Source organism: Pseudomonas marincola, assembly GCF_900116605.1.
Classification (GTDB): domain Bacteria; phylum Pseudomonadota; class Gammaproteobacteria; order Pseudomonadales; family Pseudomonadaceae; genus Aquipseudomonas; species Aquipseudomonas marincola.
In genome coordinates this window covers 118,638-142,617 of record NZ_FPBC01000003.1, presented here as the reverse complement: position 1 = coordinate 142,617, position 23,980 = coordinate 118,638, and the positions used below count along the sequence as shown (strand labels likewise).

General features: G+C 57.4%; 22 protein-coding genes and 1 other RNA gene. 10 read left to right on the top strand and 13 right to left on the bottom strand.

All coding sequences use genetic code 11. From position 1 onward, the window contains the following. Positions 1–2 precede the first annotated feature (2 nt). Both ssrS and BM395_RS06940 read left to right on the top strand, forming a co-directional pair. Positions 3–181: non-coding RNA, 6S RNA (gene ssrS / locus BM395_RS06945), on the top strand. A 57-nt stretch (positions 182–238) separates the two neighbouring features. Continuing rightward, the gene (locus BM395_RS06940; protein ID WP_069898447.1) at positions 239–835 is read left to right on the top strand and encodes a 5-formyltetrahydrofolate cyclo-ligase; all 597 of its coding nucleotides are present in this window, start codon (positions 239–241) and stop codon (positions 833–835) included. 95 nt (positions 836–930) lie between these two features. On the opposite strand, the gene BM395_RS23705 is transcribed toward BM395_RS06940, so the two are convergent. After that, positions 931–1,059, bottom strand: coding sequence for a hypothetical protein (locus BM395_RS23705; RefSeq protein ID WP_256547012.1), 129 nt, complete (start codon positions 1,057–1,059; stop codon positions 931–933). Between the two features lie 192 nt (positions 1,060–1,251). Between BM395_RS23705 and BM395_RS06935 the strand changes: the two genes are divergently transcribed. Together BM395_RS06935 and BM395_RS06930 are read left to right on the top strand one after the other, a co-directional pair. Beyond that, the gene (locus BM395_RS06935) at positions 1,252–1,701 is read left to right on the top strand and encodes an EVE domain-containing protein (RefSeq protein ID WP_090510067.1); all 450 of its coding nucleotides are present in this window, start codon (positions 1,252–1,254) and stop codon (positions 1,699–1,701) included. 147 nt (positions 1,702–1,848) lie between these two features. Beyond that, positions 1,849–3,594, top strand: a complete 1,746-nt coding sequence (locus tag BM395_RS06930) for a sensor domain-containing diguanylate cyclase (RefSeq protein ID WP_342029835.1) — start codon at positions 1,849–1,851, stop codon at positions 3,592–3,594. A 13-nt stretch (positions 3,595–3,607) separates the two neighbouring features. Here the strand turns inward: BM395_RS06930 and BM395_RS06925 are convergent, their stop codons facing one another. Then, complete coding sequence (locus BM395_RS06925) at positions 3,608–4,021, bottom strand: flagellar basal body-associated protein FliL (protein ID WP_090510065.1); 414 nt, start codon at positions 4,019–4,021, stop codon at positions 3,608–3,610. A gap of 177 nt (positions 4,022–4,198) precedes the next feature. Between BM395_RS06925 and BM395_RS06920 the strand changes: the two genes are divergently transcribed. Beyond that, a complete protein-coding gene (locus BM395_RS06920; protein WP_069898450.1) occupies positions 4,199–5,176 on the top strand; it encodes an NADPH:quinone oxidoreductase family protein in 978 nt (325 codons plus the stop codon). A 136-nt stretch (positions 5,177–5,312) separates the two neighbouring features. On the opposite strand, the gene BM395_RS06915 is transcribed toward BM395_RS06920, so the two are convergent. Beyond that, complete coding sequence (locus BM395_RS06915) at positions 5,313–6,329, bottom strand: AraC family transcriptional regulator (protein WP_090510064.1); 1,017 nt, start codon at positions 6,327–6,329, stop codon at positions 5,313–5,315. Positions 6,330–6,471: 142 nt separating this feature from the next. Between BM395_RS06915 and BM395_RS06910 the strand changes: the two genes are divergently transcribed. Both BM395_RS06910 and BM395_RS06905 read left to right on the top strand, forming a co-directional pair. Then, complete coding sequence (locus BM395_RS06910; protein ID WP_090510062.1) at positions 6,472–7,368, top strand: TauD/TfdA dioxygenase family protein; 897 nt, start codon at positions 6,472–6,474, stop codon at positions 7,366–7,368. Beyond that, positions 7,365–8,159, top strand: coding sequence for a 2-keto-4-pentenoate hydratase (locus tag BM395_RS06905; RefSeq protein WP_090510059.1), 795 nt, complete (start codon positions 7,365–7,367; stop codon positions 8,157–8,159). The genes BM395_RS06910 and BM395_RS06905 overlap by 4 nt, the downstream gene beginning before the upstream one ends. Before the next feature lie 97 nt (positions 8,160–8,256). Here BM395_RS06905 and BM395_RS06900 read toward each other — a convergent pair whose 3' ends face one another. From BM395_RS06900 to trxA, 4 genes are all read right to left on the bottom strand, one after another. Beyond that, the gene (locus BM395_RS06900; protein ID WP_090510057.1) at positions 8,257–9,225 is read right to left on the bottom strand and encodes a CDP-6-deoxy-delta-3,4-glucoseen reductase; all 969 of its coding nucleotides are present in this window, start codon (positions 9,223–9,225) and stop codon (positions 8,257–8,259) included. 40 nt (positions 9,226–9,265) lie between these two features. Further along, on the bottom strand, positions 9,266–10,732 hold the full coding sequence (ubiD, locus tag BM395_RS06895) for a 4-hydroxy-3-polyprenylbenzoate decarboxylase (RefSeq protein WP_069898455.1): 1,467 nt from the start codon (positions 10,730–10,732) through the stop codon (positions 9,266–9,268). 325 nt (positions 10,733–11,057) lie between these two features. Further along, positions 11,058–12,317: a transcription termination factor Rho gene (rho, locus tag BM395_RS06890; protein WP_069898456.1), complete on the bottom strand. Its 1,260-nt coding sequence runs from the start codon at positions 12,315–12,317 to the stop codon at positions 11,058–11,060. A 233-nt stretch (positions 12,318–12,550) separates the two neighbouring features. Next, the gene (trxA, locus tag BM395_RS06885) at positions 12,551–12,877 is read right to left on the bottom strand and encodes a thioredoxin TrxA (protein ID WP_069898457.1); all 327 of its coding nucleotides are present in this window, start codon (positions 12,875–12,877) and stop codon (positions 12,551–12,553) included. A gap of 282 nt (positions 12,878–13,159) precedes the next feature. Between trxA and ppx the strand changes: the two genes are divergently transcribed. Beyond that, the gene (ppx, locus tag BM395_RS06880; RefSeq protein ID WP_090510054.1) at positions 13,160–14,662 is read left to right on the top strand and encodes an exopolyphosphatase; all 1,503 of its coding nucleotides are present in this window, start codon (positions 13,160–13,162) and stop codon (positions 14,660–14,662) included. Here the strand turns inward: ppx and ppk1 are convergent. From ppk1 to BM395_RS06860, 4 genes are all read right to left on the bottom strand, one after another. Further along, positions 14,649–16,856: a polyphosphate kinase 1 gene (gene ppk1, locus BM395_RS06875; protein WP_069898459.1), complete on the bottom strand. Its 2,208-nt coding sequence runs from the start codon at positions 16,854–16,856 to the stop codon at positions 14,649–14,651. The two genes, ppx and ppk1, sit on opposite strands and share 14 nt — an antisense overlap. 17 nt (positions 16,857–16,873) lie before the next feature. After that, positions 16,874–17,887 carry a porphobilinogen synthase gene (gene hemB / locus BM395_RS06870; RefSeq protein ID WP_069898460.1) on the bottom strand — a complete coding sequence of 338 codons (1,014 nt, stop codon included), beginning with the start codon at positions 17,885–17,887 and terminating at the stop codon, positions 16,874–16,876. 190 nt (positions 17,888–18,077) lie between these two features. Next, on the bottom strand, positions 18,078–19,313 hold the full coding sequence (locus tag BM395_RS06865) for a sterol desaturase family protein (RefSeq protein WP_090510052.1): 1,236 nt from the start codon (positions 19,311–19,313) through the stop codon (positions 18,078–18,080). 135 nt (positions 19,314–19,448) lie between these two features. Beyond that, positions 19,449–19,856: an acyl-CoA thioesterase gene (locus tag BM395_RS06860; RefSeq protein ID WP_090510049.1), complete on the bottom strand. Its 408-nt coding sequence runs from the start codon at positions 19,854–19,856 to the stop codon at positions 19,449–19,451. Between the two features lie 238 nt (positions 19,857–20,094). Between BM395_RS06860 and elbB the strand changes: the two genes are divergently transcribed. Together elbB and BM395_RS06850 are read left to right on the top strand one after the other, a co-directional pair. After that, positions 20,095–20,754: an isoprenoid biosynthesis glyoxalase ElbB gene (elbB, locus tag BM395_RS06855; RefSeq protein WP_090510046.1), complete on the top strand. Its 660-nt coding sequence runs from the start codon at positions 20,095–20,097 to the stop codon at positions 20,752–20,754. Between the two features lie 111 nt (positions 20,755–20,865). Beyond that, on the top strand, positions 20,866–21,336 hold the full coding sequence (locus BM395_RS06850; protein WP_090510044.1) for a thioesterase family protein: 471 nt from the start codon (positions 20,866–20,868) through the stop codon (positions 21,334–21,336). Between the two features lie 198 nt (positions 21,337–21,534). Here the strand turns inward: BM395_RS06850 and BM395_RS06845 are convergent, their stop codons facing one another. Further along, positions 21,535–21,987, bottom strand: a complete 453-nt coding sequence (locus BM395_RS06845) for a YaiI/YqxD family protein (RefSeq protein ID WP_090510041.1) — start codon at positions 21,985–21,987, stop codon at positions 21,535–21,537. Positions 21,988–22,070: 83 nt separating this feature from the next. Continuing rightward, positions 22,071–23,969, bottom strand: coding sequence for an FTR1 family protein (locus BM395_RS06840; RefSeq protein WP_090510038.1), 1,899 nt, complete (start codon positions 23,967–23,969; stop codon positions 22,071–22,073). Positions 23,970–23,980 lie beyond the last annotated feature (11 nt).

The following is a 23,980-nucleotide window of genomic DNA, read 5'->3' as shown; positions in this document are numbered from 1 at the left end:
CCCGCTCCCTGAAGTGTGCGCCAGTTGGTCATGTCCCTGAGCCGATACGCACAACCCCGGGGGTTGCAAGCCGGGGCCGGTGTGCATGTCCGCCTGACGGAAAGCCTTAACGCCTCCTTCAACCTCCACCTTGAACTTTCGGGTTCAAGGGCTACACCGACAGCGGCACGTCGGGGGGTCCTAATTTTCTCTGCTGCTGCCTCGATTGACTGCGCAGCAGCAGCGCCCAGGCATCACCATGCTTGAATCGAACAACCTGTCCCGCCAGCAACTGCGTCGCCAGCTACGTCAAGCCCGACGAGCACTTGGCCGCCACGCCCAACGGCAGGCCAGCCTTGGCCTCTACCGCCAGCTAGCGCAAAACCCAGCCTGGCGTCGAGCTCGACACATAGCCCTGTACTTACCCAACGACGGTGAAATAGACCCGCAACTGCTGCTGCGCGCGGCGCAGCGTCAGGGCAAGGCAACCTATCTGCCAGTTCTGAGTGCATGGCCACGCACCAAAATGGTGTTCCAGCGCATACGCCGTGGCGAAGCACTCACGCCCAATCGCTTTCGCATACTCGAACCACGCCGCAACCTGCACCAGCAGCGCAAGATCTGGGCACTGGATCTGGTGTTGATGCCGCTGGTGGGTTTCGATGATCAGGGCGGCAGGCTGGGCATGGGTGGCGGCTTTTACGACCGCAGCCTGGCCTACAAGGCGCGCCGCAAGAGCGCGAATAAACCCATGCTGCTAGGGCTCGCCCACGCCTGCCAGCAAGTCGACCAACTGGCGTTGGCGAGCTGGGACGTGCCGCTGGATGCGACGGTGACAAATAAGGGCTGGTTCTGACATTTAGCGCCGGAGCCAGGGCGCAAGTTCCCTGTCTCACTGCTTGCGAGGCCGCATTCCTTGCGGCGTGAATTTCTTGGTCCGCGGATTAGCGCTTATTCAGTGCGACTCACAGAAACAGTTTCGTTTTGCTTGTCCCAAAGGCTTTGCGTGTATCCGGTGGTGACGATTCCCAAAGTAAAAAGAACGACCAAAACCCACAACATATCTGGTTTACGTTTCATTGAATGCCTCCCCCTTCGAGGCATACTGCGCACGTTGGACCGTGCGACAATTATTGTTATCGGTTAACAGTATTACTGCTGGTACCAGTCGGCATTCCATGCCAAAGCCATAACAGCATTTAGAACTGCACACATAACCCGGGCCGATGACTGGCCTACTGAGTCAATGACCTGATTAACGGAGCAAAGTTCATGCCCAGTTGGCTAATGAAATCTGAGCCTGATGAGCTTTCAGTATCTGCATTACAGCGCCTCGGCGAAGCGCGCTGGGATGGTGTTCGCAATTATCAGGCACGAAATTTCCTGCGCAAAATGCAAACAGACGAACTGTTCTTTTTTTATCATTCAAGCTGCCCGGAACCGGGTATCGCCGGAATCGGCCGGATAAGCCGCGAAGCTTATCCAGACCCGACTGCGCTCGATCCTGAAAGCCATTATTACGACCCCAAAGCGACCGCGGAGAATAATCCCTGGAGCGCTGTCGATGTGCAGTGCGTCGAGGTGTTCAGCAGAGTCATCGCATTGTCGCGCTTGAAAACTCAGAGCGCACTCGAGGAACTGGCACTGGTAAAAAAGGGCAGTCGTCTGTCTGTTATGCCCGTTAGCGAAGAACAGTGGCTGGCCGTACTGACAATGCGTTGAGCCAATAGCGGCAATATGCTATTACACAGACTGTTTTAGCGGATGGACTTTATGGCGCAGCATTATCGGCACTCGTGGCCAGCACGCATTGCTATTGCGGCCATGTTTCTGGGGTTGGGCATAGCCAGCGTTAAGTTATGGCGCCAAATGCAGACCAGCGAACAGGAGCATATCCGCGAAGTTGTCCGTTATGAGGCAACTAATCTGGCCAGCCAGCTCGAACACGGGCTGCACGATCAAGCTCAAGGACTGCTCAGGGTAGCGAACCTGTGGAACCAGCTTGGCCGCCTGCCCGAGCAGCAATGGCGGCTCGACAACCAGTTTTCACTCGACAATTTCCAGGGCTACCAAGCCATTCAATGGCTGGGCCCCGACTTGCACATGCGCTGGATCTTGCCGCTGGCCGGCAACGAGGCCGCCATAAACTTTGTGCTGACGCCTGATCATCCCAACTACCCGCTGGCAATGTTAGCCAAGAGCACTGGCAAGGCGCGCTTCTCCAACAGCTTCGCATTGGTTCAGGGTGGCCGCGGCTTTGTTCTTTATACCCCATTGCAGATCATGGACGAGCAGCAAAAACCGGTATTCGACGGCTTCTTGCAGGCCGTATTCCGGGTTGAAAACCTGATGGATAACCTGCTCAAGAACATCGACAAGAATAAATTCAGCGTCTATCTGGAGGAATTCGACAAGCCCATCTACAGCCGCGAGCAGGGCATTACGGTCGCCAGCCTGCAACAGAAGATCCCCCTGCACCTGATCAACAACCAAAACTACTCGCTTCGCCTGCGACCCAGTGCGCAGTGGGTTGCCACACTCTCCAGCAACCTGCCGACCTTCGTGCTGGTCGCAGGCCTGACTATCAGCACCCTGTTGACCGCCGCGCTGGGCCTGGCGCTTAGTAATCGACGCCGGGCCCGTGAGTTAAAAGCAGGTAACAAGCGCCTAAATGCCGAAGTCACACGACGCGAACAAGTCGAACAGGTACTGCGCAGCAGCAGCGAACGCCTGCAATTGGTATTGGACCTGACGGGCTCGAGCAAAGATGGGCTGTTTATTATCGACCCGAAAAATCGCGACATTTTGTACATGAACCCCGCCACCTACAGCGCCCTCGGCTACAGCGAGCAGGGTTTCATCAAGCTGTTCAAGGACAAACCCGAACAGGTTATCCGCGACTATGCGCAGTGGATCGCCAATGTCCGCAAGGCCCAGACCAGCGAGCACTCAAGTATTTTTCAGCAGTACATGCGCCGCTTCGATGGCAGCTTTCAGGCCGCCGAGATCAGCGCACAGCTGGTCAATGTCAGCGGCCATGAATACCTGATCGGGGTTTCTCGCGACAACAGCGAGCGCCTCAAGCTTGAGCAACAGCTGCAAACGCTCAGCCAGCTAGATGGCCTGACCGGCCTCTTCAACCGCCGCTATTTCGATAATCAGCTGGGCGGCGAGTGGCGGCGCCTACGCCGCGAGCATTTACCGCTGACGCTGATGATGATCGACATCGACTACTTCAAAGCCTACAACGACCAGCTCGGTCATTTGGCCGGTGACGATGCCCTGCGCCGAATTGCGGAACTACTCAAGAGTTGCCTGCAACGTGAAGGCGATACCGCCTGCCGTTATGGCGGCGAAGAGTTTGCGATCATCCTGCCAAACACCCCGGCAGAAGGCGGCAGGCATCTGGCAGAAAGGATTCACGCCAAACTCGCAGAACTGCAACTCGAGCATCCGGGCAGCCCGCTTGAGCGCCTGACAGTCAGCATTGGCATTGCCTGCGTTCAGGCCAACGAGACCGAGTTACCGGATGATCTGATCGCGCGCAGCGACAAGGCGCTTTATCAAGCCAAGCATCAGGGCCGCAACCAGACGTGCGTGTGGCGCCAACCCTGAATCCGTGGTGCTCTTAGCGCTGCAGTATCAGGTTATTGAACAACAGGTCTTCCACCAGCGGCTCGCCTTCTTCAGTCGCCAGCACTTGCTGTACCTGCTTCAAGGCTTCCTGACGCAACGCCTCTTTGGCGTCCGGCGCGCTTAAACCTTCTTCGGTTTGCTGGGAAAACAGCATGACCAACTGATTGCGGATCAGCGGCTCGTGGTGCTCGACCTTAGCCTGAGCTTCCGCGCCCGTAACGCGCAACGACACATCTGCCTTGTAAAACTTGAGTTTCGGGCCGCTGCCAAAGTTACCCACAAGCGCAGGCACCAGGCTCACATAAGCCACAGTCGGCTTGCCCTCTTCGCCTTCTGCAGACTCCTGGGCAATCGCCTGAACCGACACCAGCGCTGCCAGCATGGCAAACAACAATGCTTTGAACATCAAAAACCCCCATGATCCAGCAGCGCCCGCATGGCCTTGCTGGCCACTAGCATATATAGACTCGGGCATTCCCCCAAGCCTAATGCTTATACGTATGTATCAGGCGCAAGCATGCTTGTTGACCCGCCCCTCAGGACTTTTAGACTGGGTGACATAACACCAAAAGGAATACTGCTGATGAAAGCCCTGCTGTGCAAAGCCTTCGGCCCGGCCGAGACCTTGGTTCTGGAAGATATCGCCAGCCCCGAGGCGAAAAAGAACGAGATCGTCCTCGATGTGCATGCCGCCGGGGTTAACTTTCCCGACACCTTGATCATCGAAGGTAAATACCAGTTCAAGCCCCCTTTCCCATTTTCACCAGGCGGCGAAGCAGCCGGGATTATCAGTGCTGTCGGCGAGAAGATCAGCCACTTGAAAGTCGGTGACCGGGTAATGGCGTTAACCGGCTGGGGCAGCTTTGCCGAGCAGGTTGCAGTGCCTGGCTACAACGTCATGCAAATCCCCAAAAGCATGGACTTCGCCAGTGCCGCAGCCTTCGGCATGACTTACGGCACCTCAATGCACGCGCTCAAGCAACGCGCCAACTTGCAGGCGGGTGAAACCTTGCTGGTCCTCGGCGCATCAGGCGGCGTGGGTCTGGCAGCAGTGGAAATCGGCAAGGCCATGGGCGCCAAGGTAATCGCCGCTGCCAGCAGTGCCGAGAAGCTTGAAGTGGCCAAGGCCGCTGGCGCCGATGAGCTGATCAACTACACCGAGACCAACCTCAAGGAAGAAGTAAAACGCCTGACTGGAGGCCTGGGTGCGGATGTAATTTACGATCCGGTTGGCGGTGATTTGTTCGATCTGGCCGCCCGCAGCATTGCCTGGAACGGTAGATTGCTGGTGGTCGGCTTTGCCAGCGGGCGCATCCCCGAATTGCCGGTCAACCTCATGCTGCTCAAAGGCGCGGCCGTGATTGGCGTGTTCTGGGGCTCATTCGCTCAACGCCAGCCACAAGACAACGCGGCGAACTTCCAGCAACTCTTTGCGTGGCACGCCGAAGGCAAACTCAAACCACTGGTCTCGGAAAGTTATCCACTGGAGAAAGCCGGCGACGCCATCAACCGGCTGGGCCAGCGTCAGGCTGTGGGTAAAGTCGTGGTGCAGGTTCGTTAATATGCCGGTTCAGTAGCGGCGGCCTATCACCGCTACTTCCCCTGCTGGGCTGTGCTCGCGACACCTGCGATTACGGCTGGCGCGGCCTTGGTGGAGGCGATGCTGAAGCACTGCATCCAGTTACCCGCTTAAGCCATCAACCACTTTTGCGTTTCCAGCGCCCGGGAGGGCAACCTGCCCAGCGACTATATGCGCGGGAAAAGCTGGCGGCCTCGGCGAAACCCAAGCGCTGGGCAATACTGTTGAGGTCCAAGCCGGACTCACTGAGCAAGCGCTCGGCCAAGCGTTGCTTGATCTGCTCATTCAACTGCCGGAACGAATGACCTTCACTCGCGAGACGCCGGTACAAGGTGCGCTCAGCCAGCCCTAAACGCTCAGCTACTGCTCTGCCACTAAGCAGCGTTGCCGAGTCGCGGATCAATACCTGCTGAACCATGCGGGCAGTGGGCTTCCTGGCAAGATTATGGGATATCTCGTCATACAGCCGCTCACAGAGTTGTTCGCCTTCGAGGTGAGCGTTGATATGCGCTTGCGGCAAGCTGTACTGAAGATCTGCATGGGAAAACAGAATACCGTTGCGCGCACTGTTGAACTGCACTGCGTAGGGGAAATCTCGCTGCAGGCCGGCCAGATCGGCAGGAGCGCTGGCGGTCATCTCCACGGCTAGCGGCTCGATACGACGCTGCAACAGTTCGCAAGCCACGCCCAGGCAGGCGGACAGCCCACGCTCAATAACAAAAGTACGGGCATCTTGCGGTAGCACGCTGTCATCGAATAACAGCCAGGTGCCACGCGGTTCGGCCTCGATATGTGCTGGGCAGAGCGTCAGCGCCAAGAGCTGAAAGCGACTGAAGGTGGTAAATGCCTCACCCAATGTGCGACTGGCAAGCATGGTGAAGCCCAGCAGACCCAATGACGTCAGATGGTAGTGTCGACCACTGACAAAGCCCAACCCAGGTCGCCCGGCGTGCTCGATCAGATTGCGGATCACCGCCAGCTCCTGCCAGGCTTCAATCTGCGCATTGCGCTGCTGCAGCGCCTCGCGGCTAATGGCACTGCCGATCAAGCATGGCGCGATCCCGACACCCTCTTGCCGGGCAGTTTCCAGCAGGTAATGCACACCTGTCAGCGGGCGACTCTGACGCCAATCCATCGGTTACAAACCTCACTCAAGTAGTCTTGATACCGAATACTAATGTGGCACTAATTATCATTTTTTGGCAGTGATTATCATGGTGGAGGCTATCACTCCTGCCGCATTCTGTATCCATTCCAACAACAAGAGAGTGTGCGCCATGAGCGAGTTCATCTACTGCCTGCCCAGCCAGAACCGTGCCGCCAGTTATCAGCATCTACGTGTAACGCCCACCACCGGGGCCATTGGTGCAGATGTCGACGGACTGGACCTGACCCGCCTGAGTGATGAAGGTTTTGCTGAGCTGCGCCAAGCCTTGCTCACTCACAAGGTCATCTTCATCCGCGACCAGACGCTAAGCGTCAGTGACCTGGAGCGGGTTACCCAACATCTCGGCGAGTTCGGTCGCGAGCCCTATGTAACCTGCATGGACGAGCACCCGAATGTGGTGCATGTGGTCAAGGAAGCCTCGGAGAAAACGCCTTTTGTATTTGGCGGTGCCTGGCACACTGACTGGACATTTCAAGAGCGTCCGCCAGCCTTCACCCTGCTTTATGGCCACGACATTCCGCCTTTCGGCGGTGACACCTGCTACGCCAATCTCGCCCTCGCCTATGAATGGCTTTCACCCGGCATGCAAAAGCTGCTGGAGAATCTCGACGCGGTGCATAGCCCGGAAATGGCCTATGGCGTGAACGCCAGACATAACGCCTTGCTGGAAAACATGGCAATCCGTTACGGCAACGACACATCCGAGGAAGTTCGCAGCCACCCGCTGGTAACCCGCCACCCAGAAACCGGCAAGAAGGTGTTGTTCATCAATCCCGCTTACACCATCGGCATCAAGGGCCTGCGCGCGGAAGAGTCGAAACCGCTTCTGGATTACTTGTTTCAACTGGCCAAATCGGAAGTATTTACCTGTCGCATGCGCTGGCGTCAGGGCACTCTGGCAATCTGGGACAACCGCAGCACCTGGCATCTGCCAGTGGCGGATTATCACGGTATGCGCCGCGAAATGTTCCGCACAACAGTTGTTGGCGAGGTGCCCAGCCGATGAACCAAACGAGCAACACTGATCAACGCTTGATGGACGCCGCTAACAGCCTTGCATTGGCTCGCAAGCATCGTCAGCCCACGCCGCGGGTGAGCGAAGCTTTTGAGCTGGCCGATCTGGATGAGGCTTACCACGTACAAACCATTGGCATGCAGCTGGCCCTCACGCAAGGACGACGGCTTTCCGGAGCCAAGGCGGGCTTAACCTCGGCGGCACTGCGCTCGGCACTCAAGGTTGAAGAGCCGTTATATGGCTGGCTGTTCGAAGACACGGCCCACACCAGCGGCGATACCCTGGACTGGGAGCAGTTGATACAGCCGAAAGTCGAAATAGAAATAGCGTTGGTGTTGAGTGCAGATCTGCCGATGGACACCATTAGCCCGGAACAGCTAATGGCCAGCATCGCCGGGGCCGTTCCGGCGTTGGAGATCAACGATTCGGCCATTACCGGCTGGCAACTTACGCTACTTGATGCGGTCGCCGACAACCTGTCTTCAGGGCTTTATGTACTGGGCAATAACCCTGTACCGCTGACCGCCCTGCAAGGCAGGCCCTTGTCCGCTACGTTGCTGATTAACTCGCAGCCTGTGCGGTGCGATGTGCCCATTGAGTTTGATGAGATTTTAGCCACGGCATTGTGGCTGACACGCAAACTGGCGGCGCTGGGCCACTCGCTGCACGCTGGCGATGTGCTGCTGACCGGGGCGCTGGCGCCGATTGCCGAGATTAATCAAGGCGATCGGCTGTGCTTGCAAATCGACGGGCTGGGCGATGTGGAGTGCTTATTCAAATGATGGCCTGTCGAAACGCTCAACACGGACAGAACACCTTCTGACGACGGAACCCGTTATTGGCTTGCGCCCCTGCCTGGCAATGGGCGCAAGTCGGTTTTCAGTTGCGCGGTGCGTAAGCGAATACGTCGGCACGCATCTGGTGAGCGTCCATCCCGGCCTCGACCAGCGCATCGAGCGTGCCGTAGATCATTGCCGGTGAGCCGCTGGCATAAACATGCACATTGCTCAGGTCCGGAAAGTCCTCGCTGACCGCTTCGTGCAGCAGACCGCAACGCCCTTTCCAACCGCATTGGTCGCTGACCACCTGATGCAGAGTCAGATTATCCAGTTGCTGCCAGCTGTTCCAGACATCCAGCGCGTAAAAATCTTCCGGATTACGCGCGCCCCAGTACAGGTGCACCGGATACGCAAAACCACTCGCCCGGCAGTGCTCGATCAGGCTGCGCATTTGCGCCATGCCAGTACCGGCGGCGATTAATACCAGCGGCCCATCAGGCAGCTCGGCCAAATGGGTGTCGCCAAAGGGCATTTTCACCCGCACAAAGCCTTCTGCCTGAAAGTACGCCAGCAGGCTGCGGGTGGATTCGTCGCGGGCCAGAATATGCAGGTCCATCTCGCGACCGTTGTGCGGTGCAGAGGCCAGGGAGAACGCGGCAAACTCACCGTCTTCACGGCGCAGCATCAAATATTGACCGGCGTGATAACGCGGCAACTTGCCAGCGGGTGCGCGCAGCTGCAGATGAAAAACATCGCCACCCAGACTGTTACAGGCAACCACCTGACACGACATCTCGCGCACCGGCAGCTCGCCGGGCATCAATACGCCATCCCAATGCAGCACACAGTCGGTCAGCGGTTTGGCCAGACAGGTGAACAGTTCACCGTGATCAATCGCCTGGCCTTCTTGTTCCACACGCCCTTCAACCAGCAACGCCGCACAGATGTGGCAATTACCGTTGCGACAACTCGACGGGCATTCAAACCCCAAACGCCGGGTGGCGCTCAGGATCGGTTCATCCGGATGTACGTCGAGCACTGCTCCGCACGGCTGCAGCGTTACCTTCACATGACCTCCCAGGTCGTTTTCATGCCCTTAACAGCCGTCATCAGTCGATACCCAACTCGGCCCACATCTCGTCAACACGACGCGTCACCGCATCATCCTTGACGATAACCCGGCCCCACTCGCGCGTGGTTTCGCCCGGCCATTTATGGGTGGCATCGAGGCCCATCTTCGAGCCAAGGCCCGAGATCGGCGAGGCAAAGTCGAGGTAGTCGATGGGTGTGTTATCGATCATTACCGTGTCGCGCTTGGGGTCCATGCGCGTCGTGATCGCCCACATCACATCGTTCCAGTCGCGCGCGTTGATGTCGTCGTCGGTGACGATAACAAACTTGGTGTACATGAACTGACGCAAAAACGACCATACCCCGAGCATTACGCGCTTGGCGTGCCCCGGATACTGCTTCTTCATGGTCACCACCGCCATGCGATACGAGCAACCTTCTGGCGGCAGGTAGAAGTCGGTGATCTCCGGAAACTGCTTTTGCAGCAGCGGTACAAACACTTCGTTCAAGGCCACACCGAGAATCGCCGGCTCATCAGGTGGCCGTCCAGTGTAAGTGCTGTGATAAATAGGCTTCTGCCGACGCGTGATGCGCTCGACCGTGAACACCGGAAAACTGTCGACTTCGTTGTAGTAGCCGGTGTGATCGCCATACGGCCCTTCATCGGCCATTTCGCCTGGATGAATCACCCCTTCCAGAACGATTTCGGCACTGGCCGGCACTTGCAGATCACTGCCGCGCGCCTTGACCAACTCGGTCTTGTTGCCGCGCAACAGGCCAGCAAACGCGTACTCGGAAAGGCTGTCCGGTACCGGCGTCACCGCGCCGAGAATGGTTGCAGGGTCTGCACCCAGGGCAACGGCAACCGGATACGGACGACCCGGATACTTGTCACACCACTCGCGGAAATCCAGCGCGCCGCCACGGTGGCTCAACCAGCGCATGATGACCTTGTTACGGCCGATCACCTGTTGACGGTAAATACCCAGATTCTGCCGTTCTTTATTCGGCCCCTTGGTAATGGTCAGGCCCCAGGTAATCAGTGGCGCCACGTCACCCGGCCAACAGGTCTGCACCGGCAGCTTGGACAGGTCGACATCGTCGCCCTCCTCAATCACTTCCTGGCACGGTGCGTCCTTGAGCACCTTGGGCGCCATATCCAGGACTTTCTTGAAGATCGGCAGCTTCGACCAGGCATCTTTCAAGCCCTTTGGCGGCTCGGGTTCCTTGAGAAACGCCAACAGCTTGCCAATTTCACGCAGCTCGCTGACCTCTTCTGCGCCCATGCCCAACGCCACCCGCTTGGGTGTGCCAAACAAATTGCCGAGCACTGGCATATCGAAGCCGGTCGGATTCTCGAACAGCAGCGCAGGCCCTGCCTTACGCAGAGTACGGTCACAGATTTCGGTCATTTCCAGAACCGGAGAAACCGGGGTCTGGATACGCTTGAGTTCGCCGCGCTTTTCCAAGCCGCTGATAAAGTCGCGCAAGTCGCGATACTGCATGCAGGAGCCTCGTGTCAGGCAGAGCTATCGAAGCGCAAAGTTTAGCGCCCCAGTCGGATATGCAGAAGAGCAAAAGCCATTCCACAAAAACACAAAAGCCGGGATCAGTACTGATTACCCGGCTTCATGCACAACAAACATCACATCCAATCTTCCTGACTCTACGCGATTCGTCATCACAGACCGCGCCGTCGGACGAGGCCGCGTGTGCAAAGGTCAGGCAAGGCAGAAATTGCCGAGGCCGCGCAGTGTACGCCAGTACATGAGCACGCCCGAGGCGATTTCTAACGCCGCATCACCGCCGCACACACGGCCGTAAGCCTAGTTACTTACGCTTCATGGACATGAAAAATTCGTCGTTGGTCTTGGTCGCTTTGAGCTTGTCGATCAAGAACTCGATGGCCGCAATCTCGTCCATCGGGTGCAGCAACTTACGCAGAATCCACATACGCTGCAGCTCGTCTTCGGCGGTCAGCAACTCTTCGCGGCGGGTGCCGGAGCGGTTGATGTTGATCGCAGGGAATACGCGCTTTTCAGCGATGCGACGATCCAAAGGCAGTTCCATGTTACCGGTACCTTTGAACTCTTCGTAAATCACTTCATCCATCTTCGAGCCGGTTTCAACCAGCGCGGTGGCGAGGATAGTCAGCGAACCGCCTTCTTCGATGTTACGTGCAGCGCCGAAGAATCGCTTCGGCTTCTCCAGTGCATGAGCATCAACACCACCGGTGAGTACCTTGCCGGAGCTTGGGATCACGGTGTTGTAGGCACGCGCCAGACGCGTGATCGAGTCGAGCAGGATGACCACATCTTTCTTGTGCTCAACCAGACGCTTGGCCTTCTCGATAACCATTTCAGCAACCTGCACGTGGCGGGTTGGCGGCTCGTCGAAGGTCGAAGCAACCACTTCGCCGCGCACAGTGCGCTGCATTTCGGTTACTTCTTCCGGGCGCTCGTCGATCAACAGAACAATGAGGTGGCACTCGGGGTTGTTACGCGTGATGTTGCTGGCAATGTTCTGCAGCATGATGGTCTTGCCCGCTTTTGGCGGAGCAACAATCAGACCACGCTGACCTTTACCAATCGGTGCACACAGGTCGATAACGCGACCGGTGAGGTCTTCTGTCGAACCGTTACCCGCTTCCATGACCAGACGCTTGGTCGGGAACAGTGGCGTAAGGTTTTCGAACAGAATCTTGTTCTTGGCGTTTTCCGGGCGATCGTAGTTGATCGTGTCGACCTTGAGCAGGGCGAAATAACGCTCACCCTCTTTCGGCGGTCGGATCTTACCGACGATGGTGTCACCGGTACGCAGGTTGAAGCGGCGGATCTGGCTAGGCGAAACGTAAATATCGTCTGGGCCTGCGAGATAAGAGGCATCCGCCGAGCGGAGAAAGCCGAAACCGTCCTGGAGGATCTCCAGCACGCCATCACCGGAGATCTCTTCTCCACCCTTGGAATGTCGTTTGAGCAACGAAAAGATCACGTCCTGCTTGCGCGAACGGGCCATGTTATCGATGCCCATCTGTTCGGCCATTTCCAGCAGTTCAGTGATCGGCTTTTGCTTGAGTTCAGTCAGATTCATAGGAATGACGTAATCATTATGAGGAGGGAAAATAAGCTATTAGCTTGGGAGGCCGCGCCGCACAGAAGGCGACTGGATCGCGAGTAATTCGTAATGAAATTGAGTCGGCGACGGCAATGCAGGGGGCTGTATAGGAAATACAGCGAGACCGAATTTAACACCCAGCTGCGCGGGCGTCTAGCCTGTAAATATAAAAAAGCCCCGTTTTTTACGGGGCTTTTGTGGGCAATTTCTCAGATATTGCTATCGAGGAATGCAGCCAGTTGCGACTTCGACAGTGCGCCGACTTTGGTCGCTTCAACGTTGCCGTTCTTGAACAGCATCAGCGTTGGGATACCACGAACGCCATACTTCGGCGGGGTGTCCTGGTTTTCGTCGATGTTCAGTTTGCAAACTTTCAGCTTGCCTTGGTAGGTCTGTGCAATTTCGTCCAGAACCGGTGCAATCATCTTGCACGGGCCGCACCACTCAGCCCAGTAATCGACCAATACCGCGCCTTCTGCCTGAATAACTTCTTGGTCAAAGCTGGCATCGCTGACGTTGGTGATAAATTCACTCATGGATAATCTCCGTAATCGCAAGCTACAAAATTGGCTGACATCATAACTCGGGTTTTATGACACAGGAAGGAAAGCTCGATTGTGCTTCTCTATCGGCGGTCTTAAAAACTTCATTTTTTAGCCATACTGTCACACGCCACGTATTACAGTGGTAGAGGCTAATACAAGCACAAATTCGATCAAACTGGCCGTTTGTTTGCTGTCACTGCGACATCAGTATGCGTTGGCGCGCGGTGGCTATCGTGGCACGATGACCCTGTTCTGCTTTGAGACCTTTAATCCATGCCGCAAAAATCTGCTGACAATTTCCCCCTGATTGCCGCCATCGACCTCGGTTCAAACAGCTTTCACATGGTCATGGCAAAGGCTGATCACGGCGAAATACGCATACTTGAGCGCCTCGGCGACAAGGTCCAACTCGCTGCCGGCATCAATGAAGAGCGCTTGCTGAGCGAAGAAGCCATGCAACGCGGCCTCGATTGCCTGCGCCGGTTTGCCCAACTTACCGCCAGCCTGCCCGAAGGCGCTGTACGGATTGTCGGCACCAACGCACTGCGCGAAGCGCGCAATCGCGCCGAATTCATCAGCCGCGCCGAAGAGATTCTGGGCCATCCGGTCGAAGTCATTTCCGGTCGCGAAGAAGCACGTCTCATCTACCTGGGCGTATCGCACTCAATTGCCGACACACCGGGCAAACGATTAGTTGCCGACATTGGCGGCGGCAGCACCGAGTTCATTATTGGTCAGCGTTTCGAGCCGCTGCTGCGGGAAAGCCTGCAGATGGGCTGCGTCAGTTTCACTCAGCGCTTCTTCAAGGACGGCAAAATCACTCCCGCGCGATATGCGCAGGCGTACACTGCCGCACGCCTCGAACTCATGGGCATCGAGCACGCGCTGCAGCGCATCGGCTGGGAAGAAGCGGTGGGCGCATCGGGCACCATCAAGGCCATTGGCTTAACGATCAAAGGCGCGGGACTGGGCATCGGTGAGGTCAACAAAGAAGGCCTGGCGTGGCTCAAACGCAAGGTGTTCAAAATCGGTGATGCCGAAAAGCTCGACCTCGACGGCATCAAGACAGACCGGCGCGGCATCTTTCCTGCCGGGTTAGCAATTCTCGAAGCCATATTCGATGCCTGTGACATCGAAACCATGTCGCATTCCGAAGGCGCGCTGCGCGAGGGCGTGCTGTATGACCTGCTCGGTCGTCATCAACATGAAGACGTACGCGAACGCACCCTGAGCGCGCTGATGGAGCGTTATCACGTTGACCTTGAGCAAGCCGCCCGCGTCGAGGCCAAAGCGCTGGAAGCCTTTGAGCAAGTGGCCGAAAGCTGGCAGCTGGATGATGACTGGTACCGTGAACGCCTGATCTGGGGCGCACGCGTGCATGAGCTTGGGCTCGACATTGCCCACTACCAATATCACAAGCATGGTGCCTATCTGGTCGAGCATTCGGACCTTGCCGGCTTTTCGCGCCTCGACCAGCAAATGCTGGCGTTACTGGTGCGCGGCCACCGTCGCAATATCCCCAAAGACAAGCTCGCTGAATTTGGCAAAGAGGGAATCAAGCTGGTTCGGCTGTGTGTGCTGCTGCGTTTTGCGATTCTGTTCCATCACATCCGCAGCACACAGGAAATGCCCAAGGTCGTACTCAAAGCCAACGAGCACAAACTGGAATATCACTTCCCAGAAGGCTGGCTTGAGGCCAACCCGCTAACCCAGGCGGATTTCACTCAGGAAGCGGAATGGCTCAAGCGCGTCGGCATCGAACTCAGCGTGCACTAACCACCGGCACAGTCAGTTTTTCCAGTAACAACGCCTGCGCACTGCGGGCGTTTTGGTTTCCGGTGGGGCTGTTACGGATGTAGCGACCATCGGGCTGCAACAGCCAGCTGTGGGTGTTGTCGGCCAGATAGGTTTCAAGCTCTTTCTTCACGCGCATGATCAGCTTTTTACCTTCGACCGGGAAACAGGTCTCGATACGCTTGTCGAGGTTGCGCTCCATCCAGTCGGCGCTGGACAGATAAACCTTCTCGTCTCCGCCGTTAAGGAAGTAGAACACCCGCGTGTGCTCAAGGAAGCGACCGATAATCGAGCGCACCTGAATGTTGTGCGAAACCCCCGGAATCCCCGGACGCAGGCAACACATACCGCGCACCACCAGCTCAATCTTGACCCCGGACTGGCTGGCTTTGTACAGCGCGCGGATAATCTTCGGATCGGTCAGCGAGTTGAACTTGGCCATGATGTGCGCCGGCTGGCCATCGAGTGCCAGTTGGGTTTCATGGAGGATCATGTCGAGCAGGGTTTTCTTCAGCGTGAACGGCGCATGCAGCAGCTTTTTCATGCGTAGGGTCTTGCCCATGCCGATCAACTGGCTGAACAGCTTGGAGACGTCTTCACACAGCGCCACGTCCGCGGTAAGCAGGCTGTAGTCGGTATACAGACGCGCATTACCGGCGTGATAGTTGCCCGTGCCCATGTGCGCATAACGCACGATGTCGCCCTGCTCACGGCGCAGGATCAGCATCATTTTGGCGTGAGTCTTGAGCCCGACCACACCATAAATCACCACCGCACCCGCCGCCTGCAGGCGACTCGCCAACTGAAGGTTGGACTCTTCATCGAAGCGCGCACGCAGCTCGATTACGGCCGTTACTTCCTTGCCGTTACGCGCCGCTTCAACCAGCGCATCAACGATTTCCGAGTTGGCCCCGGAGCGATAAAGCGTCTGTTTGATTGCCAGCACATGCGGGTCTTTTGCTGCCTGACGAAGCAGGTCGACAACCGGGGTAAACGACTCGAACGGGTGCAACAGCAGGATGTCCTGCTTGCTCACCACATTGAAAATGTTATCGCTGTTTTGCAGCAGTTTCGGGATCAGCGGCGTGAACGGCTGGTACTGCAATTCAGGGTGGCTATCGAGCCCGGTAACACTGAACAGCCGCGTCAGGTTGACCGGTCCACCGACCTGATACAGCTCGCTTTCCGCCAGCCCGAACTGTTTGAGCAGATAATCGCTCAGGTGTTTCGGGCAGCTGTCGACCACCTCCAGACGCACCGCATCACCGTAGCGCCGCGAGAACAGCTCGCCACGCAGCGCGCGGGCCAGATCTTCGACGTCTTCGGTATCAACCGACAAGTCGGCGTTACGCGTGAGGCGGAACTGGTAGCAACCTTTCACCTTCATGCCGTGGAACAAGTCATCCGCATGGGCGTGAATCATTGACGACAGGAACACGTAATTGTCGCCTGGCCCGCTGACTTCTTCCGGCACCTTGATAATGCGCGGAAGCAGACGCGGCGCCGGAATAATCGCCAGACCGGAGTCACGGCCAAAGGCATCGACACCTTCAAGCTCAACGATAAAGTTCAGGCTCTTGTTCACCAGCAGCGGGAACGGGTGAGTCGGGTCGAGGCCGATCGGCGTGATGATCGGTGCGATCTCATCGCGGAAATAACGCCGCACCCAGGCCTTGAGCTTGACCGTCCACTGACGCCGGCGAATGAAGCGCACGTTGTGCTTCTCCAGCGCCGGCAGCAAGTTTTCGTTAAGAATCGCGTACTGACGATCAACCTGCTCGTGCACCAACTCGGAAATGCGCGCCAGCGCCTGATGCGGCTGCAAACCATCAGCGCCCGCCTGTTCGCGGGCAAAGTTGATTTGCTTCTTGAGGCCAGCCACACGAATTTCGAAGAACTCATCCAGATTGCTGGAGAAGATCAGCAGAAACTTCAGCCGCTCCAGCAACGGATAGGACTCATCCAACGCCTGCTCAAGCACGCGGATGTTGAACTGCAACTGCGACAATTCACGATGAATGTACAGGCTGCTGTCATCCAGGCTCGGCACCACCAGTGGCGGCGCAGGCGGCGTTGACTCGACCACCGCAGGGGTCTCGGCGGGCACCTCGGCAGTGACCACTTGCGCTTCTGGCAGCTCAACCACTTCGTTGCTGCTGAGTCCTTCGATATTCATGGTTTGTCCTTGTGGGACTACTGTCCCTGCTTCAACTGTTCTGCCGCGCGAACGGCGAAATAAGTGAGAATGCCGTCTGCGCCCGCGCGCTTGAAGGCAGTCAGTGATTCAAGGATCACTGCGTCGCTCAACCAGCCATTCTGGATGGCGGCCATGTGCATGGCGTACTCGCCCGACACCTGATAGACAAAGGTCGGAACACGAAATTCCTGTTTGACGCGCCAGAGGATGTCGAGATACGGCATGCCCGGCTTGACCATCACCATATCAGCCCCTTCGGCCAAATCGGCAGCCACTTCGTGCAGCGCCTCATCGGTATTGGCCGGGTCCATCTGATAGGTGTTCTTGTTGCTCTTGCCCAGATTCGCAGCCGAGCCCACGGCATCACGGAACGGGCCGTAATAGGCGCTCGCGTATTTGGCCGAGTAGGCCATGATCCGCACATTGGTGTGATCGGCCAACTCCAACGCCTCGCGGATTGCCTGAATGCGGCCATCCATCATGTCGGACGGCGCCACAACCTGCGCACCAGCCTCAGCGTGCGACAGCGCCTGCTTGACCAGCGCATCGACTGTAATGTCGTTCTGCACGTAGCCATCTTCATCCAGAATGCCGTCCTGACCGTGCGTGGTGAACGGATCCAGCGCCACATCACTGATCACGCCCAACTCGGGGAAACGTGCACGCAATGCACGGATAGCACGCTGGGCGATGCCTTCCGGGTTCCACGCTTCACTGCCGTCGAGCGACTTCTTTTCGAGCGGCGTTACCGGGAATAAAGCCAGCGCAGGAATGCCCAGCTCAACCCACTTCTCGGCTTCGCTCAGCAACAGATCAATAGACAAGCGCTCGACACCTGGCATTGATGGAATGGCCTCGCGACGGTTTTCACCGTCCAGCACGAACACCGGCAAAATCAGATCATCAACGCTCAAGCGATTTTCACGCACCAGACGACGGGAAAAGTCATCACGACGATTACGACGCAAACGAGTGGCGGGGAACAAGCGATTGGCAGGGGTAAAACTCACGACAGACTCCTGGGCCCGCGCGGACGGGCGAGTGCGGCAGTTATAAAGCGTCATTATGACCAAATGATGACAGCACAATGACAGCTGCGACTGCGCGTCGCAGCTCAGGCTTAAATTCAGAGTCGTATTGTGGCTGCTTGGTTGCGCTTTAGTCGAGCCTGCATCTCAAGCAGGCGCGTGCAGTTGAATGTCAGACTGGCGCATACGCCGAGCGTCGCTGAAAACCCCACAGCAGCGCAGCATTTATCAGCGTGTAAACCCCCAAAACCAACCAGGCGCTTGGAGAAAGTGCCAGTAACCCGCTAAGCCCGGCCAACCACAGCAGCGGCCAGTTGCTGGCGAGTCGCAGCCATTCCAACCGCCGGGAACCCGCTCGATTCTCCAGCCACATGCCGAGGCAAAACAGGCTCAGCGCTATCCACATGCAACCGAGCAACAATGCCTGCAGCCTGACCGACGTGCTAACCGCCATGAGATAACTGCCCGCCGCCAGAGCCACGCCCAATTGCAGCACGGCGTAGGCTTTGCTGGCCGTGGTCAGCGGCACATCGAATTTCACGAAGTTGGCCAGATCAGGCTTGCTCTGCGGAAAGCGCGCCGCCACATCAGCAGGTCGCCAGCCGGTGCGCATAAACCAGATGCGCAATTTATCCTTGAGCGACGCCGTGTGTCGGGCGTCGTGCCAAAGCGAGGCATACACCTGCAGGTTCGCCCACAGCGGATTCCAACTGGCCAAGGGCACTGTCACCCCGAAAACCACGGGCTCATCGTCGAGTTCTTCCTGAAAGGTTCCAAACAGCCGGTCCCAGATAATCAACACGCCGCCGTAATTGCGGTCCATGTAGACCCGGTTCTGCGCATGATGCACACGATGATTGGACGGGCTGACGAACACCCACTCAAACCAGCCAAGCTTGGCAATATGGCGGGTGTGCACCCAGAATTGATAGAGCAGATCAATCGCGGCCACCGTCAGGAACACCAACGGCGGTACGCCGACAATCGCCATCGGCAAATAGAACACCCAACCGCAGAGGAAGCCGCTGCTGGTTTGCCGCAGCGCAGTCGTCAGATTGTATTCTTCACTCTGGTGATGCACCGAATGCGCCGCCCAGAGCACATTGCGCTCATGGCCAAGGCGGTGATGCCAGTAATAGCAAAAGTCGTAGAAGACCAGCGCAAACAGCCAGACCCAGAACTGCTCAGGGTCGAACTCAAACAGCCCAAGATGCTCCCAGGCCAGGCTGTACGTGAGCAGCCCGACAACGCCTGTCACCAGCCCCAAGCTGGTCGAGAGCACGCCAGCACTGAGGCTGTTCAGCGCATCGGAGAAACCGTAGGTGCGCACGCCACGCCAGCGGTCAGCCAGCAGTTCAAGCGCAATCAGGGCAAAAAACACCGGCACGGCAAAGAGAATGTAGTTCATGACACGGCCATCATTTTGTAGTTATTGGCAGGCAACTTATGCAGTCAATCCTAGCCCAACCCACAACTGATTACCGCGACATATCCCGCCAAACTTGCAGGCACTCAAGCCGCATTTGCCAATAATGTGGCCGATTCAGTCCGCGAATGCGTTGCGCAGGAACTCCGGCAGCGGCACCGAATGCCCCGCCTGATGATCGATCCAGACGATTTTGCAATTTCCTTCGCCATACACAATGTCGGGCTGCTCAAGCGTGGTCAGCCGATGCTCCAGCACCATGCTGCTGCGCCCCAAAACGCCAGCAAAAAGCTCAACACAGGCTGTTGCAGGGTGCACCACCGGCTTCAGGAATGTGTGCTGGATCTGCAGCACCACAGGGCCTTTGGGGACGTTATTCATCACCACCCCGACTTCCTCGAACCACGCCACCCGCGCCTCTTCGATGTATTGCATGTAAATGCTGTTGTTCACATGCCCGTAACTGTCCATATCGCCCCAGCGTACGGGGATTATGGCGCGGTAAAGTAATTTCCTATCTGACATCTGAGTCTTCGCTATGCTGGATTTAAGTGTTCAATTAAGCCGATTTAAGCCTGCGCAGGCAGACTACGCAGGTCGAACACAGATTTGAAATACCGAAGAGTGACCACGCGAACAAATACAGCACAACGCTGATCGCGCGCGTTGAACTTGGCCGGTAAAAATACACTCCATTGTTTACCGATAATCTGCCGCAATTGCCTTGCGCAACCCGGCCCAATGTTTTGCCCAGGAGCCTTTGATGAATAAAAAAGTTGCGGTGATTTTGTCTGGTTGTGGCGTCTACGATGGCGCCGAAATCCACGAGAGCGTTATCACCCTGCTGCGCCTGGATCAGCGCGGCGCATTGGTGCAGTGCTTCGCCCCGGATATCGAACAAATGCACGTGGTCGACCACTTCAGTGGCGACGAAACCGGCGAGACGCGGAATGTGCTGGTCGAGTCGGCGCGTATTGCCCGTGGCGAAATCAAAGATGTGCGTGAACTGCACGCAGCCGACTACGATGCGCTGATTATTCCCGGCGGTTTTGGCGCGGCCAAAAACCTCTCGGACTTCGCCATCGCCGGCGCCAATTGCACCGTTCAGCCCGACGTTTTAAAGGCCGCGCAAGGGTTTGTCAGCGCACAGAAACCAGTCGGCCTGATGTGCATCGCTCCCGCCATGGCCGCCAAGATATTTGGTCAGGGCATTACCTGCACCATCGGCAAAGATGAAGAAACCGCGACAGCGCTGACTAAAATGGGCGCAGTGCATCAGGAGTGTGAAGTCAGCGAAATTGTCGAAGACAGCCAACACAAGCTGGTCACGACGCCGGCCTACATGCTCGCGCAATCCATCAGTCAGGCTGCGTCTGGTATCTACAAGCTGGTCGACCGTGTGCTGGAACTGGCTCAGCACTAAAACGGGGCTCATAGGCCGTTTGCGCCAATAATCACCGTACACCTGCCGTGCCTCTGGTCACGGCAGGTTTTGTCCGGCAGCGTTGACCCATTCCGTTAACGCGAGCCACCCATGAACCAGCAGCCCTTCGAATTGACCGACGAACTGAAACAGGCGGTCAGCAGCTTCTTCCAGCGCATCCCATTCAACAATGTGATTGGCATCGAGATCGATCAACTCTCGCCCGAGTTGGTACTTATGAGTTTTGTCATGAAAGATGAGCTAATCGGCAACTTCATTCAGGGCATTCTCCACGGCGGCGTCATCTCCTCGGTACTCGACGTAGCCGGCGGAGCCATGGCGCTGATCGGCGCATTCGAACGCCACCAACACCTTTCCGGCAGTGAACGCATGGCGCGCCTGTCCAAGCTGGGCACCATCGACCTGCGAGTCGACTTCCTGCGCCCCGGCCGTGGCAAACGCTTCACCGCCAGCGCGGTGTTGTTGCGTTCTGGGAACAAGGTCGCCGTGGTACGCAGCGAATTGCACAACGACGACGGCGAATTGATCGCGGTTGGCACCGGCACCTATTTGTGTGGTTGAGCACCGCAAATTTATTGCCATTGCGGCCTTATGGATGCTCATGGTTTGACATTTGATTGCCGAATCGAATCGCGAAAACGCCTGGGCCGTCAGGCGGCGACGTTTGCGTCGCCATGACGGATTGCCCCGTTGGGGCTATCCATCCTCCGTGGTGTGCCTGAGGCGGAGGATGGATAAACCGCAGGTTAATCCATTCTCCTAGATGCGGGTTAAGCGGGTCAGAATTCGGTCTAATGAATTGGCGAACTGCTGGCGGTCCTTTTCGCCGTATGCGCTCTGTCCGCCGCCCATCTGGCCTTGCTCGCGCAGATCGGTGAACAGGTTACGCACGGCCAGACGCTCGCCCATGTTGCGCTCGTCGAACTCTTTGCCGCGCGGATCGAGCGCCGCCACGCCCTTCTTCACCAGCCGGTCAGCCAGCGGCACATCGCTGCAAATAACCAATTCGCCAGGCACTGCATGCTCGACCAGATAATCATCGGCCGCGTCGGGGCCGCTTGGCACCACGATCAGCTTCACACACGCGAAGTTAGGCCGTGGCTGAGACTGCCCGGCGACCAACACCACCTCAAAGCCACGCTTGAGGGCAAACTTGACCACCTGATCGCGCGCAGCTCGCGGGCAAGCATCAGCATCTATCCAAACGCGCATTAACCAATCCCCCGTATTTATGTGTGGCATTAAAAAACCCGGCGAGCCTTGTGGCAAGCCGGGTTTTCTCGGATCGTTACAACTTAGGGCTGAGCAACTTCCGCGCGCCGGCGTTCGGTCAGCCAGCTACGGCCATACAGCACCACGATTGCCGTCAGCGCCACAGCTTGAGCGCCCAGGCTGTAGGCATCTGGGTGAATACCCATCCAGTCAAACTCGAAGAAGTTGACCGGACGTGTGCCAATAACGCCAGCTTCTTGCAGGGCTGCAATACCGTGACCGGCAAATACCACCGACAGCACGCAGAGCAGAATTGCGTTGAGGCTGAAGAAGGTAACCAGCGGCAGTTTGCGCGACCCACGCAGAATCACCCACGCCAGGCCAATCAATATAACCAACGCCGCACAAGCGCCGAAGATGACCATGCTGTGGCCTTCAGGCCCGGCCTGCAGCCAGAGTGTTTCGTAAAACAGGATGACTTCAAACAGTTCGCGGTACACCGAGAAGAAGGCCAGCAGGGCAAAGCCGAAACGACCGCCGCCACTCACCAGGCTGCTCTTGATGTAACTCTGCCACGCGGCGGCATGACGGCGGTCGTGCATCCACACGCCCAACCACAACACCATGACGCTGGCAAACAAGGCGGTAGCGCCTTCGAGCAATTCGCGTTGCGCACCGCTGACATCAATCAGGTAGGCCGCCAGAGCCCATGTCGCAAAGCCTGCGGCAATCGCCAAGCCCCAACCGACATGAACGCTGCGTACGGCTTTTTCCTGCCCGGTATTGCGCAGGAATGCCAGAATCGCCGCCAGTACCAGAATGGCCTCAAGGCCTTCACGGAGCAGGATCAGCAAGCTTGAAATGAAGGTCAGCGAGGCGGACATGGCATCGCCGCCGAGCAAGTCGGAAGACTTCGCCAGCTCAACCTTGGCCTGCTCCAGACGCTGCGCTGCGACCGGCACCGACAGACCATCCTGCAATGCCTGACGATAAGCCATCAGTGCTTTCTCGGTGATCTTGCGCTGATCAGAGTCGATGTTGTTCAGTGCACTCTCGACCAGCTCGAAGCCTTCCAGATACGCACCGACAGACAAGTCATAGGCTTGCTCTGAATCGCCCTCGGTGTAGGCCTTGAGGCTATGCTCCAACGTCTGGCGAGTGTGATCGATCAGTTGCGCAGGGCCACGTTGTTCAACCGGTGGCTGGGCGCGCTGGGCACGGAACAACGCGGCGGCCTCGGGACCTTGCGCCGTCGCCACTTCGGCGGGCGTTTGCGCCGCCAGGCTGGCAATCCCGAAAGACTTGCCCTCTGCCACTGGCTCGGCAGTAAAGCCGGCAATATAACTGGCCAGATCCCAGCGCTGACGATCATCGAGCTGGTCGGCGAACGCCGCCATGTCGGTGCCTTCAATGCCCAGACCAATAGTGTTGTAGATATCGTAGAGGCTCAGGCGGTCTATCCGCGCAGCGTCACGCAGGTTCGCCGGAGGCGGCTCAAGGCCAATGCCTGCAGGGCCATCGCCAGCACCGGTCTGGCCATGACAAACAGCACAGTGCTGAGCAAACAGTGGCTCGCCGCGAGTAGGATCAGGCGTGATCGCCGGCGCCTGACTCACCTGATAGGTGCTGACCAAGTTGGCTGCCAGCTGCCGCGCCTGAATGGCGACCTTGCCACCGTCTTCGCGTTGTTCGATGTTCTTGCGCAGGCTGGCAACGCCCGACACCAGTTCATCACGACCTTCCTGGGCCGGTAATGCCACAATCAAACCTTGCAGCACGGTGAGAAATTCGAGTTGTTCCTGATACTCGCTGGCATCAATAATCTTGCCATCAGCGACGGTTGCGGGGTAATCCGCACCGAGGTATCCGAGCATATGCAGCGCTTGGGCAGCGCCATCACCGGCCTCGGCCATTGCAGCAAGGCTGCAGAGCAGAGTCAGTGGGAGTAGCAGCCAGCAAATGATACGGCGTGGAAGAAACATATAGGATTCAA